This is a genomic window from Bdellovibrio sp. HCB-110, from assembly GCF_047323225.1.
In the GTDB taxonomy this organism is placed as follows: Bacteria; Bdellovibrionota; Bdellovibrionia; order Bdellovibrionales; family Bdellovibrionaceae; genus Bdellovibrio.
Genome location: NZ_CP178750.1, coordinates 2,935,740 through 2,951,089 on the forward strand (window position 1 = coordinate 2,935,740; position 15,350 = coordinate 2,951,089).

Annotated in this window: 16 protein-coding genes; 6 read left to right on the forward strand and 10 right to left on the reverse strand. The window is 45.1% G+C overall.

Going from position 1 to position 15,350, the window contains the following annotated elements:
- Positions 1 to 219: 219 nt before the first annotated feature.
- Positions 220 to 2,481 (reverse strand): aconitate hydratase, encoded by a 2,262-nt coding sequence (locus ACL934_RS13945; RefSeq protein WP_374074408.1) that lies wholly within the window; start codon positions 2,479 to 2,481, stop codon positions 220 to 222.
- An 85-nt stretch (positions 2,482 to 2,566) separates the two neighbouring features.
- Here ACL934_RS13945 and cobB point away from each other — a divergent pair, with 85 nt between their 5' ends.
- From cobB to ACL934_RS13960, 3 genes are all read left to right on the forward strand, one after another.
- A complete protein-coding gene (gene cobB, locus ACL934_RS13950; RefSeq protein WP_413612484.1) occupies positions 2,567 to 3,283 on the forward strand; it encodes a Sir2 family NAD+-dependent deacetylase in 717 nt (238 codons plus the stop codon).
- Between the two features lie 172 nt (positions 3,284 to 3,455).
- Positions 3,456 to 3,680: a type II toxin-antitoxin system mRNA interferase toxin, RelE/StbE family gene (locus tag ACL934_RS13955; RefSeq protein ID WP_413613497.1), complete on the forward strand. Its 225-nt coding sequence runs from the start codon at positions 3,456 to 3,458 to the stop codon at positions 3,678 to 3,680.
- A complete protein-coding gene (locus tag ACL934_RS13960; RefSeq protein WP_374074414.1) occupies positions 3,670 to 3,978 on the forward strand; it encodes a helix-turn-helix domain-containing protein in 309 nt (102 codons plus the stop codon). Before ACL934_RS13955 ends, ACL934_RS13960 begins: the two co-directional genes overlap by 11 nt.
- Before the next feature lie 3 nt (positions 3,979 to 3,981).
- Here the strand turns inward: ACL934_RS13960 and ACL934_RS13965 are convergent, their stop codons facing one another.
- From ACL934_RS13965 to ACL934_RS14005, 9 genes are all read right to left on the reverse strand, one after another.
- On the reverse strand, positions 3,982 to 4,305 hold the full coding sequence (locus ACL934_RS13965; protein WP_413612485.1) for a hypothetical protein: 324 nt from the start codon (positions 4,303 to 4,305) through the stop codon (positions 3,982 to 3,984).
- A gap of 114 nt (positions 4,306 to 4,419) precedes the next feature.
- The gene (msrB, locus tag ACL934_RS13970) at positions 4,420 to 4,917 is read right to left on the reverse strand and encodes a peptide-methionine (R)-S-oxide reductase MsrB (RefSeq protein WP_413612486.1); all 498 of its coding nucleotides are present in this window, start codon (positions 4,915 to 4,917) and stop codon (positions 4,420 to 4,422) included.
- A 141-nt stretch (positions 4,918 to 5,058) separates the two neighbouring features.
- Positions 5,059 to 7,038 carry a BatD family protein gene (locus ACL934_RS13975; RefSeq protein ID WP_413612487.1) on the reverse strand — a complete coding sequence of 660 codons (1,980 nt, stop codon included), beginning with the start codon at positions 7,036 to 7,038 and terminating at the stop codon, positions 5,059 to 5,061.
- Entirely contained in the window at positions 7,022 to 7,756 is a 735-nt protein-coding gene (locus ACL934_RS13980; protein ID WP_413612488.1) for a tetratricopeptide repeat protein, read from the reverse strand. Before ACL934_RS13980 ends, ACL934_RS13975 begins: the two co-directional genes overlap by 17 nt.
- Positions 7,753 to 8,817 (reverse strand): vWA domain-containing protein, encoded by a 1,065-nt coding sequence (locus ACL934_RS13985; RefSeq protein WP_374074423.1) that lies wholly within the window; start codon positions 8,815 to 8,817, stop codon positions 7,753 to 7,755. Before ACL934_RS13985 ends, ACL934_RS13980 begins: the two co-directional genes overlap by 4 nt.
- Positions 8,817 to 9,827: a vWA domain-containing protein gene (locus ACL934_RS13990; protein WP_413612489.1), complete on the reverse strand. Its 1,011-nt coding sequence runs from the start codon at positions 9,825 to 9,827 to the stop codon at positions 8,817 to 8,819. The genes ACL934_RS13985 and ACL934_RS13990 overlap by 1 nt, the downstream gene beginning before the upstream one ends.
- Positions 9,824 to 10,744, reverse strand: a complete 921-nt coding sequence (locus ACL934_RS13995) for a hypothetical protein (RefSeq protein ID WP_413612490.1) — start codon at positions 10,742 to 10,744, stop codon at positions 9,824 to 9,826. The genes ACL934_RS13990 and ACL934_RS13995 overlap by 4 nt, the downstream gene beginning before the upstream one ends.
- Entirely contained in the window at positions 10,744 to 11,613 is an 870-nt protein-coding gene (locus ACL934_RS14000; protein ID WP_374074429.1) for a DUF58 domain-containing protein, read from the reverse strand. Before ACL934_RS14000 ends, ACL934_RS13995 begins: the two co-directional genes overlap by 1 nt.
- Positions 11,613 to 12,605 carry an AAA family ATPase gene (locus ACL934_RS14005; protein ID WP_374074430.1) on the reverse strand — a complete coding sequence of 331 codons (993 nt, stop codon included), beginning with the start codon at positions 12,603 to 12,605 and terminating at the stop codon, positions 11,613 to 11,615. The genes ACL934_RS14000 and ACL934_RS14005 overlap by 1 nt, the downstream gene beginning before the upstream one ends.
- 128 nt (positions 12,606 to 12,733) lie before the next feature.
- On the opposite strand from ACL934_RS14005, the gene ACL934_RS14010 reads away from it, so the two are divergent.
- The 3 genes from ACL934_RS14010 (at position 12,734) to ACL934_RS14020 (ending at position 15,327) form a co-directional block, all read left to right on the forward strand.
- Positions 12,734 to 13,546, forward strand: a complete 813-nt coding sequence (locus ACL934_RS14010) for a M56 family metallopeptidase (protein WP_374074432.1) — start codon at positions 12,734 to 12,736, stop codon at positions 13,544 to 13,546.
- A gap of 65 nt (positions 13,547 to 13,611) precedes the next feature.
- Positions 13,612 to 13,860 (forward strand): DUF1844 domain-containing protein, encoded by a 249-nt coding sequence (locus ACL934_RS14015; RefSeq protein WP_374074434.1) that lies wholly within the window; start codon positions 13,612 to 13,614, stop codon positions 13,858 to 13,860.
- Between the two features lie 36 nt (positions 13,861 to 13,896).
- Positions 13,897 to 15,327, forward strand: a complete 1,431-nt coding sequence (locus ACL934_RS14020; protein WP_413612491.1) for a trypsin-like peptidase domain-containing protein — start codon at positions 13,897 to 13,899, stop codon at positions 15,325 to 15,327.
- Positions 15,328 to 15,350 lie beyond the last annotated feature (23 nt).

Here is a 15,350-nt window from a genome sequence, read left to right on the forward strand (position 1 = left end):
ACGTGAAAACATATTAAGAACGAAGACCATAAACTGGTTTCAACCGAACATATTCCTCTTGAAACTGAGACCGTCTCATCTCCACAGCTCCCCTCGACTCGCTCTTCAACCTGTCTCAATCCGAGAAAAAGAAAAAGCCCCAGGATTTCCCCTGAGGCTTTTTAAATACTGCTTCAGCCTACGCGCCACAGGCGCTTCGGCTCTGCCGGCGTCCGCCGATTATAGACCGCGGATCAAGTTCAACGCACTTCCCGCGCGGAACCATTTCAATTGTTCTGCGTTGTAAGTGTGTTTCAACTCGATAGTTTCAGACGTGCCGTCTTGGTGCTTCACGATCATTTTCACTGGTTTGCCAGGAGCTAGATCTTTCAAATCAACAAGGCTTACTAGGTCTGCTTCTTGGATCTTGTCGTAATCTTTTGGATTCGCGAAAGTCAAAGCGAGCACGCCTTGTTTTTTCAAGTTTGTTTCATGGATACGAGCGAAAGATTTTGTGATCACCGCTGTACCACCCAAGAATCTTGGAGACATTGCCGCGTGCTCACGAGAAGAACCTTCACCGTAGTTTTCATCACCGATGATCACCCATCCGCGATGAGCTTTTTGGTATTGACGAGCTACTTGAGCAAACTCAATTCCACCTTGACCACTCAAAAGGTTTTTACCTTTACCAATTTCACCTGTGAAGGCGTTATCTGCACCGAGCAACATGTTGTTAGAGATGTTGTCCAAGTGACCACGGTAGTTCAACCATTTACCGCCCGGAGAGATATGGTCTGTCGTACATTTGCCTTTTGCTTTTGCAAGCACGAGGTTATCAACGAAGTCCTTACCATCCCATTTAGTGAATGGAGAAAGAAGTTGTAGACGCTCCGAAGTCGGGCTCACGGCTACTTGTGCCTGAGCACCTGCTGGTTTTTGGTAACCTTCTGTATCAGGAATGAAACCTTTTGCAGGAAGTTCTGGAGCTACGGGAGCTTGCAACTTCACTTTGCCTTTTGGTCCTTCAAGTTCGTCTGTTGCCGGGTTGAAGTCCAAACGACCTGCAAGCCCCAACGCCATTACGATTTCAGGTGAACCGATGAACGCCAAAGTTTCTGGGTTCGCATCGTTACGTGCACGGAAGTTACGATTGAAAGAAGTCACGATCGTGTTCTTCTCGCCAGACTTCACGTCATCACGACGCCATTGACCGATACAAGGACCGCAAGCATTCGCAAGAACAGTTGCACCCACTTCGTTGAATGTCGCCATTTGACCATCGCGTTCGATTGTCTTTTGGATTTGTGTAGACCCCGGAGACACAAGGAATGGTTGGTTCATCTTCACACCGATATCCATCGCTTGTTTTGCGACGAAGGCCGCACGGCCGATATCTTCGTAAGAAGAGTTCGTGCAAGAACCGATAAGTGCAGAAGAAATTTTGATTGTGTAACCTTTTTCAGCCGCTTCTTTTTTCAACGCAGAGATCGGACGAGCGATATCTGGAGAGTGAGGACCTACAAGGTGTGGTTCAAGAGCTGACAAATCAATTTCGTAAACTTCGTCGAAGTATTTACCTGGATTTGCAACAACGTCAGCATCCGCAGACAAGATGTCTTTGTGACCATCAGCAATTTTAGAAAGCTCATCACGGCCTGTTGATTTCAAGTATGCGCCCATGCGCTCGTCGTACGGGAATACAGAGCAAGTCGCACCAAGCTCAGCACCCATGTTTGTGATAGTCGCTTTACCTGTGCAAGAGATCGAAGAAGTTCCTTCACCGAAGTACTCAACGATTTTATCCGTTCCGCCCTTTACAGTTAGCATTCCGCAAAGTTTTAAGATCACGTCTTTTGCAGAAGCCCAACCGGAAAGTTTTCCTTTCAAGTGAACACCGATCAATTTTGGATTTTTAACTTCCCAAGGAAGTCCAACCATCACGTCAGAAGCGTCAGATCCACCAACACCCACGGCACACATACCCAAACCACCCGCATTCGGAGTGTGAGAGTCTGTACCGATCATCAATCCACCTGGGAAGGCGTAGTTTTCAAGGATGACTTGGTGAATGATACCAGCGCCTGGTTTCCAGAAGCCGATGTTGTAACGAGAAGACGTTGTCGCCAAGAAGTCGAAAACTTCTTTGTTAGCTGTGTTAGACACAGTCATGTCCACGTCTTTACCTTTGTAGGCTTGGATCAAGTGGTCACAGTGAACTGTTGAAGGAACCGCAGCTTCATCTTTTCCTGCAAGCATGAATTGCAACAAAGCCATTTGTGCTGTTGCATCTTGCATCGCTACACGGTCTGGTCTCAAAAGGAGGAAGCTTTCGCCACGAACTAATTCTTGATTTTGTGGATCATCCAAGTGACCAAACAAGATTTTTTCCGCCAATGTCAAAGGGCGGTTCAAACGATTGCGAACGACAGCCAATCTTTCAGCTGTTTTCTTGTATACGTTCTGCACCATTTCAGGTGAAGTTTCGATTTTAGAAGCCATTGTAATTGCCTTTCTTTGAAGAACGCCCCATCCTAATGAAAATCAGTTGAAAGCTCAACGATTCCACTGCGTTGCGCGAGGCATAATGGACTTAAGGCTTTTTAAGAACATCGTTATCCTGACCGGGGCTGGAATCTCGGCTGAGAGCGGGATTCGCACATTTCGCGATCAAGACGGACTTTGGGAGGAACATCGCATTGAAGATGTCGCCACTCCTGAAGCTTTTGCTCGAGACCCCGTCCTAGTTCAACGCTTCTACAACATGAGACGTGCTCAACTGAAAGACCCTCAAATACAACCTAATGCGGCTCACTTGGCTTTGGCCGAACTTGAAAGACAGTGGGAGGGAAACTTCCTCCTCGTCACTCAGAATGTCGACAACCTTCACCGACGCGCAGGCTCGCAAAATCTTTTGCACATGCACGGTCGCTTGGACCGCGTTTTCTGCCTTTATTGCGATGAACATTTTGAGTGGAACAAAGACCTGGCTATCGATGAACCCTGCCTACATTGTGGGCGAAAGGGTGGAGTCAGGCCCGACATTGTATGGTTTGGCGAGATGCCCCATCACATGGAAGAGATCTATGAGGCCCTTGATAAGGCCGACTACTTTATTTCCATCGGAACCAGCGGCAACGTGTATCCAGCAGCGGGTTTTGTAAGACTAGCCTGGAAGGCGCAGAAAATAGAAATCAATCTCAAAGACACAGAGATTTCACCGGCCTTTGATCGGCACTTCGTAGGACCCGCTTCACAAGAGGTCCCACACTTTATTAAAGAATTCTTAGGGTCCGATTCCTGATCCTTAGCAAGGTACAAAATACAATCTATTGAGACTTAATCCTCGGCTCAATCCTTGAATGAGCGCTCCTCGTTATACCTATTGAAAAATACGTCAAATTGACGTATTAATTGAAGAGAGCTTTGTGACTCGGGTTTTGTATTCTAGGCTTTACCAGAAGCAACTTAAAAAAGTGCCTTATTACATACAAATCAAAGCCAAGTACTGGGTTATGGAGGTCGAATACCGTGGCATTCATGATGTAGCGAAGCTACCAGGCTACCATGATGAACCCCTTCGAGGTGACAGATATGGCCAGCGGTCCATTCGCCTAAATAAGGGATATCGACTCATTTATCGTATTATTGAAGACAGAGTCTTCATTGAACTATTGGAGGTTCACAAACATGACTATTAAAAAATCTGACGCTATTACAAGAATAGAGAAGAAATTTGGCCGCCTCAGTGTTGCGGAGTTTTTATGGGCATGGCGCGTAAGTGATGAAATGAGCCAAAAACAATTTGCAAAAAAACTAGGTATGTCCGTTCAAAGTCTTTGTGACCTCGAAAAAGGACGCCGAATTCCGACTCCGGCCCGTGCCGCAAAAATTGCAAAAAAACTAGGCTACTCAGAGCCAACATTAATCATGATAGCTCTGAGAGATTCACTATATGCAGCGGGGTTCAAGTACAATGTAATACTTGAAAGTGCTTAACGATTACCAACCGGAGTAGCAACGGCTGGATGTGATAACTTGATCAGCGTCGCGAACCATGTAAAGGCAGCTATCGTATTCCCTGTGGAGTTGAACACGCACGTGAGGAATTACGTCGCCTTTGGGAGTGATCACGCGTGAAGGTTGCGCTTCGATATCCCAAATTGTCGAAAGAGTGCAAAGTTCTTCAAGACCGTATTGAGTGTGTTGCGCCACGGTTTTGATCGCCTGCATGTAACGATCGTAAGCAAAATACTTTTGGCAGTTGTCCTTTGCAAAAGCGGAAGTTGAAAATACTAAAGTCAGAGCGACAAAAATAAGACGCATAAGTTTCTCCCTGTTTTAAGAGACGGAAACTTAAAAATTTCCCACGACAAAGCCAACTCTTTTGCCGAATCTTTTGGAAAACGAAAACTCACTGAGAATGCGCCTTGCTGCTAATTAATAACCCGGAGCACCAGCCTCCGACCCATCTTTTTTATCTTTTTCAAATAAAGATAAGTATTCGCCATAACCTTCTTTTTCTAAATCCTTGACGGGAATAAAGCGAAGAGCTGCAGAGTTCATGCAATATCTTTTTCCATCAGGGCCGGGGCCATCGTCAAAAACATGTCCTAAGTGACACTCACCTAACTTGCTGCGCACTTCTGTTCGCGGTGTTGCTAGCACCCAATCAGCTTTCGTTGTGATGTTTTGTGTTTCTAAAGGACGAGTAAAGCTCGGCCACCCCGTTCCGGAATCATATTTATCTTTTGAGCTAAAAAGAGGTTCGCCAGAGACAACGTCTACGTAAATTCCCTCTTCTTTATTGTCCCAATATTTATTTCTGAAAGGTCTTTCCGTTCCGTTCATCTGAGTTACTTCGTATTGAAGCGGCGTCAGATCATGTTTGATTTGGGATTGCTCGGGTCTGTGATAATGAGAAAAATCTTTGTTCATAACAAGTACCTCCTCTTAAAAAGGCCTCTTATAAAACGTTATTATACGCTTGTTAGGAATTTTCGGTATTTCTGCCCACTTTAAGTCTTGGGAGAACTGTTGAGTCACATGAAAAAAGGGGCTTTCAAAGCCCCTTTTTAATTATTTCGTTTCTACGGCGGAGATCACAGCTCCAACAACTTTTTTCCCTCGCTCAACATTCGTTTTCATCGTTGAGGTTTCTTTTAAAGATCCCAACATTTCTTCAGGCGCAAAGCTCATCGTCTGGAAGATTTCAAAAGTTTTTGCGATCTCATCACCATAATCACGACGTAAACTTGGTGGCATCAAAGCAAGAAGTCTTTCGATTTCTTGAGAAGCTCCCCCTTCGCCCGCCACTTCACCTAGCACCATGTAGAAGATGTTTGTCATCTCGACACCCACTTTGCGGTAGTCTGATTTACTCAAAGCCGCATCAACGCGTTTGTAACGTTTCTGTGCAAGTTCTTTTAATGTGCGACGGCGACGTCCCCAGCCAAACTCTCTTTGTGTTTTTACGAGAAGACCTAAGCTGATACCGCCATAGATAACGGCCCACAACCAAGGACGATAAAGAACGCTGGCTTCAGTCGCTGGTTCCCACGCCATGATTGGATCAGGAAGTTTGTTTTCAACAACCACAGGTTTTGCAGCCGCTTTTCCGTTATCAGCCATTCTTGAAGAAGACCCTACTGGCGCATTCGGATTATTTACAATCTTTAAGCTGATGGGTTGAGTGGATTTGGTGTAGTATTTCTTTGCCTGAGGATCAAACATACTCACACTCAATGCTGGGATCGTGATGTCGCCTTCTTGACGAGGAATCACAAGCACTTCGAATTCTTTATAACTTCGGCCATTTTTAAAGAACTTCGATTCTGATTTGGTATCGTATTGTTCTAAACCGACTGGCAGATTCAAAACTGGCAAATCAATCAGTTTCGCATTTCCTGCCCCTTCGAAGCGCACTTTAAGGCTCACGGGTTGATTCACCGGAACTGTCTGATTCTCGACGCTCGCATGAATGTCAAATTGACCAACAGCTCCTGTGAAATCAGAAGGACGACCTTCCACCGGAAGAGGTTTTACTTTGATATCTACGCGAGATGAACTTTTTGTGTATTCATAAGGACGTCCGTAAAATCCACCCATGCCTTGCGCTTGGAGGCGCACACGAGATTTGATTTTATATTCGTCAATAACCGCCGTCCCCGGTTTGATCGGAAATAAGGCGTGAGACGCCAGCAACGCTTTTTTCCAAGGAATGCCGTTGACGACTTCCTCCGAGAATTGAATCGAAGGAACTTCCTCGATAATTTCTTTCCAAAATCCTTTAAGACTTGGGAATTTCAGACGATCCAATGTTTCCATCTGGCCGCGAGTGTATATGTACCAGTTCACGGTCACTTGCTCACCTTCGTAAACTTCGGTCTTATCCACTTCGACAGAAATAAAGAAAGCTTCATTGGGATTTGTCGGCAAACTTCTAAATGCCGCTTCTGGAAGACCCGCCGCCCCCGAGGGATAATTTTCGTCTGGAACTTGGCCCATCTGCTGTTGCAACAATCTTTGGCGCTGTCTTAAAAGCTGATTGAAAATTTCTTCCTCAGCTTGATCCATAGCTTCAAATGGATCGTCAGAGCCAGGCATTCCCGGCATTTGCGAAGGGCGTTTTGGCAAAGCCCCACTTCCCTGACCGCCGACTTTGATCACAATAGGCTGAGTGCGAAAGACTTTGCCATTCACGACCACTTCAAACGAAGACATGCTCAAAGTACCCGCGCGTTTGGCATTAAACATATAGTGGAACTCTTTGCGTCTTTGTGTCTCAAACTGCATTCCCTGCGACGTATTCACCAACTTTTGCGCCACCGCCGTTGATTGCCAGCTATTGAGCAAATCAAAACCGTCGAGATCTGGAATGCGCGGATCTTGAATATTCACATCATCAGAAGAGACCACGGAAACTGTGAGAGTAAAAGTATCCCCCACTCCCATTTCATTGCGATCTACGGAAGATTGAACCGTGGTTCCAGCGGCATGCGCAAAGAAGCCACAGAATAGAAAACTAAGAAAAAACAGAAAATTACCAGTCTTTGTCACGAGGCTGCTCCTTGACTTCCTTGCGGTTGTACTCCGCACGGATCTTTTCCTCTTGTTGCTTCAGCTCCCCTAAGATTTTTTTCACGTCACCTTCAGAAAGTTCTTTTCCTTGGAAAGGACGAGGTTTGTATTTTGGAGACTGTTGCTTAGGCCCCTCTTTGGGCTCATCTTTTTTATCTTTGTCTTTTTGATCTTTATTATCTTGTTGCTGCTGTTGCTGGTTCTGCTGACCCTGCTGATCTTTTTGATCCTGGTTCTGCCCGTCACCGCCGCCTTGCTGCGATTGAGTTAAAAGCTCGATGTTGGTTTTCACTTCCATAGAGGAAGGAATAATCTCTAAAGCCTTTTGATAAATCGCAAGAGCTTCGTCAACTTTCTTGGCTTTGCCCAAAAGCTGCGCCTGATTAAAGCGCGCCATAAACACCAACGGAAAGTTTTTCTCTTTCTCGGCAAGAACCTCTGCCTCTTTATAAGATTGCAAAGCTTTCTCGGCCTGTTGAAGGCCCTCAAATGACAAACCCAAATTCAAATGAAGCTGCCCAATGAAAGGATCATAACGAAGAGCTTCAATATACTTTTCCATCGCCGCCGGATAAGTCTGCCCTTTGAGAGCGGAATTCCCTTCACGATTAAGCTCCAACGTCTTCAGATGAGGCCTTCCCGGCCCGCACCCCGCAAGAATAAATGCAAATGTTAATGGAAGAATAAGATGCTTCATGCTGGAGGTACCTCAAAACGGCCTTTCCAGAAACGGAAGCCTCTGCGTCTTTCGCCGAGGAATAATTCAATCAAGGCGATGATGATACCGATCATTAAAACAGTTTGAAAACGTTCTTCGTATTGAGTTGCGACTGTGGAATCAAACTGTGTCTTTTCTAACTTCGTGATGTCTTCAACTAAGTGCTTCGTTTGATCACCGCCGAAGGTTGCGAAATAGAAACTGCCTTTCCCGGCATCAGCCAGCGCTCGGAGGGCATCACCTTTGACCGTTGTTAAAACCGTCTGACCTTGGCGATCTTTTTTATAACCTTTAAGGAATCCCATGCCGTCACGGACTGGAATCGCGCCACCTTTTTCCGTACCGTAAGCCAAAGAGAAAATGCGCACACCTTCCGAAGCCATCTTTTTCGCTTCTTCCAAGGCACCGGGTTCATGATCTTCACCGTCCGAAGCAATAAGAATCACGCGAGTGACTTTGACAGTTTCATCCGTTGTCACACCACCGCGTTCAAAGGCTTCTTTAGAAATTTTTAAAGCTTCCGTGAAGTTAGTTCCTTGGGAAGAAACAGAGCTTGGTTCTAAAGATTCCAAATACATTTTAATAGCACCCGGATCATTTGTCAGAGGAGAGAGCAAAGCCGCAGATCCCGCAAAGGCGACGACACCGACTTTATTACCCGGCATAAGATCAATCAAGCGACTGAGTTCCGCTTTGGCCTGAGCTAAGCGTGATGGTTTCACATCTTCAGCCATCATACTTTCAGAAACGTCCACAGCGAAAATAATCTCGACACCTTCGCTTTTAACTTCTTGCTGGCTTTCACCCATTTGGGGACGAGCTAAGGCAAGCACAAAGAAAAAGACCGCCAAAACTTGCAAAGCAGTTTTAATCGTTCGTTTCTTATTAGATACGGAGCTTGATAAGAACGGATAAAGACGCGACCCAATTGCGGTCTCCATGCGTTTTTTAGACATGCGATCAAAGAAGAATCCAACAATCAAAATAATTGGAATCAACCACAAGTAATTGAAGGCTGCTATGTTTTCAAAGCGAAACATTATGGCACCCTCCTTAACCAAGATCTTCCTAAAAGAATTCCGACAAGATACAAAATGATTCCCATCACGAGATAAGGCGGAAATTTCTCGGTGTAGTTTGTGAACTTATTCACGTCAATTTTCGTCTTCTCAAGGCTGTCGATATCATTAAAGATCTTTTGCAAAGCGCCTTCATTGGTGGCGCGATAGTATTTTCCACCCGTGTCTTTAGCCATTCTCCCCAGCAAATCTTCATTTACAGTACTTTCAAATGGCTGATAGGTTTTAACCTTCTGTCCAAAAATATCTCGTGTATAGACTGGAATTCTCGTCGGACCGTCTTTCCCAAGACCGATAGAGTAAACTTTAATTCCATAGCCCTTCGCAATTTCCAAACCGGTTTCAGGATCGATGGTACCAGAATTGTTTTCCCCGTCCGTCATAAAGATCATGACACGGCTTTTTGCTTGAGAATCTTTCAGCCGGCCCGCGGCGTTGGCCATGGAGACTCCCAATGCCGTTCCGTCTTTAATTTTTGCACTGGAAGCACTGGTGATTTCACCTACACGTTGCAAGATCAATTGATAATCCAAAGTTGGAGGAACCAAAGTGAAGGATTCTCCGGCAAAAACCACCAAACCAATACGATCCGAGGAACGGGCTTCGATAAACTTTTTAATTGTCTCTTTAGCAGCTTCAAGACGGTTGAGAGGTTTCATATCCTCAATCAACATACTGTCAGAAACATCCAGGCAAATAACGATATCGATACCTTCCACGTTCTTGCGAATCTTGGTATTCATCGTCTGCGGACGAGCTAAAGCTAGGATCGCCATAACTAAACCTAAAGCTTTTAAGAATGTCGGAAGACTCATCAAACGTGTGCGCAAACTGGGCGTGACCGTCTTGAGCAAAGCCACAGAACCAAATTGCAAAGTCGGCGTTTTCTTTTTTCTATTCCAGAAAACCCACGCCAAAATCAAAACTAAAGGAAGAATAAACCAAAAAGCCCAGAGAGAATGATAAGTCATGACACTCTCTCCATTTTCTCAACCAAAATACGACAATGGGTTGCGATATTTAAAATATCTTGTCCTGTTACTGCGTCTTTATCTTGAATGCCGCGATGATATTCTTTTAAAAGTTTTTTCAACTCATCGCCGTGTTCAAAGTAAACCTTGCGATTGTATTTTTTAAGATCTTTTAAAATCAAACGATCATTCCATTCCATCGCAGGCATTTGGTAGCTGCGCGTAAGGAATAGTTTGAGCATCTGATAAGTCTCTTCAAGACATTGTTTGATATCTTCTTTTTTAGCAGCTCCGCCAAAGAACACCGTATTGGTTCTTTGCAAGCGACGCATGCTTTGATGAAATTGCGCAAGCGGTGTTAATGCCGAGTCATGTTCTTTCAAACGCTCCAGCATATTGCGTCTTTGAACAACGCGATAGATTTTGCTCACACATAATAAAATGATTAATCCGATCACTCCTGCAAGAATCGCCCAATAGAGCATCGGCACAGATAGCGATGCAGGCCCGATGGGACCAAAAGGTTCTTGCTTGGCTTGTTGCTGTCCCGGCTCTGGAGGCGGAAGCACACTTTGCACCATGTACTGAATGGGACCCAAACTTAGAGTTTGTGTTCCATCCGTCAATTGCAAATCTTGATACTGAAAATTTCCCGCTTTGTAAGCTGTTGCTTTAATGTCCGCTTGAGTCGCTGAACGAAATTCAAAACCTAAAAGATGAATTTGATACTTTTCTTCCGGCTTTAAAACGAAGTGCAACTTTCCTGGCTTACACTCCGGCTGCGCCGGACTAACGCACGCAAGATCTTTAGGAAACTCCCCATCGCAGACAAAAAGAAACTCTCGCCCGACGGTGAGTTCGTTCTCTTTAAGCCCTTCGACAGAAGGCATTTCCATTTTACACTGAAGCGTTGCCATTACTTTCTCTTCTTAAAAAAGGCGATCAAAGGATTGACGTAATCCTCGCTCGACCTAACGTCTACACGCTCCACTTGTGACAAGCGAAGCAAACGATCCCGCTGCTCTTTGCGTTTTTGAACAGCTTCTTCGTATTGCGCCCGGAAAGTCGGTGAGGACGTATCAACAGTTAAAACCTCTCCGGTTTCAGCGTCCTGCACTTCAATCACTCCCATTTTCGGAAGCGAGTATTCCGCGGCATCATTCACAACACAGGCCACGACATCATGTTTTCGTCCCAGAAGACGCAAACTTTGATCGAAGCCTTCATCCATAAAATCACTGAAAATAAAAACGGTCGCGCGTTTTTTTAAAATGCCTTGCAGATAACTGAAGCTTGACGACAATTTCGTGCGATGGCTTTTCGGTTTATAATAAAATAGATCCCGCAAAAGACGGTGCACGTGTCCTCGTCCCTTTTTTGGAGGAACGAAGTGCTCCACTTGATCACTGAAAAGCAACAAACCAATTTGGTCATTGTTTTTCACAGCAGAAAACGCCAGAAGGGCTGCCATGTGAGTCATCACTTCGCCTTTGAAATAAGGACCCGTTCCGAAATCACTCGATCCACTCACATCAATGGCAAGGACCAACGTGAGTTCACGCTCTTCTTCAAAAGTTTTGATATAAGGTTTGCCTGTGCGTGCCGTGAGAGGCCATGAAATGCTGCGCACGTCATCGCCCGGCACGTACTCCCTGAAATCTGCGAAAGTCATCCCTTGGCCTTTAAAGGCCGTATGGTATTCACCAGCAAAGAGATTGTTCACAAGTTTTCTTGTGTTGATCTCTAAGAGTTTAACTTTCTTTAAGACCTCAGGAGGTAAACTCACTATGGCACCTCAATTTGGCTCAAGATTTCTTTGATGATGTCGTCTGTCTTGATGTTCTCAGCTTCCGCTTCGTATGTCAGAATCAAACGATGTCTCATCACGTGATAAGCAATGGCCTTGACGTCTTCCGCCGTCACATAACCACGACCACGCAAGAACGCATGAGCTTTCGCGGCACGATACAAACTGATCGTCGCACGTGGTGAACCACCAACGTTGATCAGATTTGCGATACGGCTGAGACCGTACTCACCCGGCTTACGAGACGCCATGATGATTTCCACGATGTAGTTTTTAATTTTGCTATCAACATAGATTTGATCCGCACGTTGTGAAGCGCGCAAAAGATCTTCTTTCGAGATCACCGCATTCACTTCCGGTTTGTCGTTCGTGCCCATGCGGTTGAGGATTTCTAACTCTTCCCCTTTGGCCGGATAAACGACATTGATCTTAAACATGAAACGGTCCATCTGAGCTTCAGGAAGCGGATACGTTCCTTCTTGCTCAAGGGGATTTTGTGTCGCTAGAACCAAGAATGGATTCGACAAACGATAAGATTCTTCACCGATCGTCACTTGTTTTTCTGCCATGGCTTCAAGAAGGGCTGATTGCACTTTCGCTGGCGCACGGTTGATCTCATCGGCAAGAACGATGTTTGTGAAGATCGGACCTTTACGAGGAGCAAACTCCCCCGATTTTGGATTAAAGATCATCGTACCAATCAAGTCCGTCGGCAAAAGATCCGGCGTGAATTGAATACGTTGGAAATCCAGAGAGATGGATTTAGAAACTGTGGCAATTGTCAGAGTCTTCGCCAAACCAGGAACACCTTCTAACAAGATGTGTCCTCCGGTGAGAAGCCCCATCATGATGCCCTCCACCATTTCTTTTTGCCCAACGACAACTTTGTTGATTTCGGCCATCATTTTTTCGATGAATTGGCTTTCCTGCTTAATGGCGGCATTGAGGGCCATGATATCGACTTCGCTCACGCTGAATCCTCCTAGAGAAGTAACCTATCTATTTCACAATTTTCCTTTAAACTTCGCAAGTTTAGACTTTCTAGAACAGCGCTTCCTCTACCCTTGCCAAGGGACGAAGAAAGTGGGACAAAATTATTATGATCAACAACAATACAAAAGTCTGGATATTTATTCTCACAAGCTCCCTTGCGCTCCTAATAGCGGGGTATCAGTTAGGCGAACGACTGGGGTTGTTGATTGGATTCTTGCTCGCCCTGTTCTTGAATTTCTTTGTGTTCTTTTACGGAGAAAGCCGCGTTCTTGGAAAACTGAACGCCAAAAGAGTGAAAGGCCAAGATGCTTGGGGCTTGATTGCTAAAGTTGAAAAGATGTCAGCAAAACTGCGCATGCCTATGCCTGCGATCTACATCACTCCCCATTCTTCTGCGAATGCGTTTTGTGTCGGACAATCTTGGAAAAGAAGTTCACTGGGATTCACGGCTGGGCTTTTACAAAAATTAGATGATACAGAACTTGAAGCGGTCGTAGCCCATCAACTTTGCCACATTCGTCGTCTGGATACTTTTGCTTTTGGTGTGACAAGTACGATTGCCAATTCCGTTGTGGGTTTGGGGCAATTCCTCGATAATCTTTTGCCTTATAAATTGCAATTTTTCATGCCCCTTTTGTCACCGTTGGGTTGGTTTATCATTAAGAGTGTTGTCGGTGAAAAGTCGTTTTTTGAAAATGACTTGATGGCCTCGGAACTCCTCGAAGACCGTCACCAATTGGGTGAAGTTTTATGGCGCATGGAGGGCTTAGCGCAAACTCAGCCTCTGGAAATTCCTCCCTGCACAAGCCACCTTTTTATGGTGAATCCAGAGGGCTTTAATCAAAAGAATTTATTTTTAAAATCCCACCCTGCCATTGAAGTAAGACTGCAAAAACTCATGGGTTATTACCCTATTTAGGTTTTTCAGCAACCCAACTTGACAGGTGGATTTTTTGACTCAAGTTCTTTTATGGGAGTATTTGTATGGGTGAAAAATTAGAAGCCTCTTTTTCCGTTCTTATTATGTCTATCGCGTCGTCGGCCGTTATGGCAATGGGACTGGCTCCACATCCTCAGTCTGGCGAAGTATCTAAAGATAAGAATATGGCTCGTTTTAACATCGACCTTCTGCTGGTTCTGCAACAAAAGACCAAAGGAAATCTCTCTGGCGATGAAACCAAATTTTTGGAAAACTTAATCAGTGATTTACAAATGAAATACGTTTCAGTCTAACGGTGCTATTATTTAAGAATGTTTGAGAGGATTTGTATGAAAAAACTCTTGTTTCTTGCTCTAGCCATTTCTTTATCTGTGCCCCCTGTGCACGCTCAATCTTTGCCTTTGCCAAAAGATCCGCCGAAGTTGAAATTAGGCGAATCTATGCCCGCAAATCTTTTTGTGGAGCTGGCAAAAGCGATCAATCCCGCTGTCGTCAATATCTCGACAACAGCGCTTCCGAAAAACATGCCGCGCGGTCGCGATCCGATGTTGGATATGTTGGAACAACTTTATGGGTTCCGCATGCAACAACCGCAACAGCAACAACGTCCTCAACAAATTGGTTTGGGAACGGGATTTATCATTCGTGAAGACGGTTTGATTGTGACAAACAATCACGTGATCGCTGGTGCTGACATCATCAACGTTCAATTGAGCGAAAAATCTAAAGATGTGTATGAAGCCACTCTTATCGGAAGTGATGAAAGAACAGATATCGCTTTGATCAAAATCACTCCGAAAGAAAAACTTCCAGTGGCAGTTCTTGGAACTTCCAAAGATCTTGAAGTGGGTGAATGGGTCGCAGCCTTCGGTAATCCGTTCGGCCACGGTCACTCCATGACAAAGGGTATTGTGTCTTCTAAAGGACGCGACATCACAGAGATCAATAAAATTCCATTGATCCAAACTGATGCCAGCATCAACCCTGGAAACTCTGGTGGCCCTCTTGTAAATACAAAAGGACAAGTTGTCGGTGTGAACTCAGCCATTGATGCCCGCGCACAAGGGATCGGTTTTGCGATTCCAATTGATGAAGTGAAATCCGTGATCTCTATTCTTGAAACCAAAGGCCGTATTGCTCGCGGTTACATTGGTGCTGCCTTAGGTGACCTTGATCAAGATGCTGCTGAGTACTTGGGACTGGGCGAGGTTCGTGGTGCTGTCGTCACAAACATGGATCCAAAAGGACCTGCTGCAAAAGCGGGATTTAGAATCTATGACATTATCACAGAGTTTAACGGTAAGACGATCAATGGCTCTTTGGATTTGATCGATGCCGTGAGTGATGCTCCGATTGGCAAACCTGCGAAGGCCAAAGTTCTTCGCAATGGCAAAGCTATTTTGGTGAATGTAAATGTCATGGAGCGTGCGGAAGAAAAACGCATCGTTCGTGCAGCTCAGAAAACTTATCAAGGACAGAAGGCCCCATTTAACTTGGGCTTTACGGTGATTGATCCAACTCCAGAACTTCGTCAGGAGTGGGGCTTGCCTGAAGATATGAAACAGCCTGTGGTGATCGAAACAGAGCGAGCGTCTAAAGCCAGCAAAAGCGGACTCCGCGTGGGAGACGTGGTTTTGGACGTGAACAAGCAGCCTGTGGACAATACGAAAGAGGTCCTAAAAAACCTTAAAAAAGGCCAAAACACTCTGCGTATTGCCCGCAATACCCGCATTCAAATCATCAATATTGAAGCTAACTAAAGCTAAACAAAAAATAGGATTAA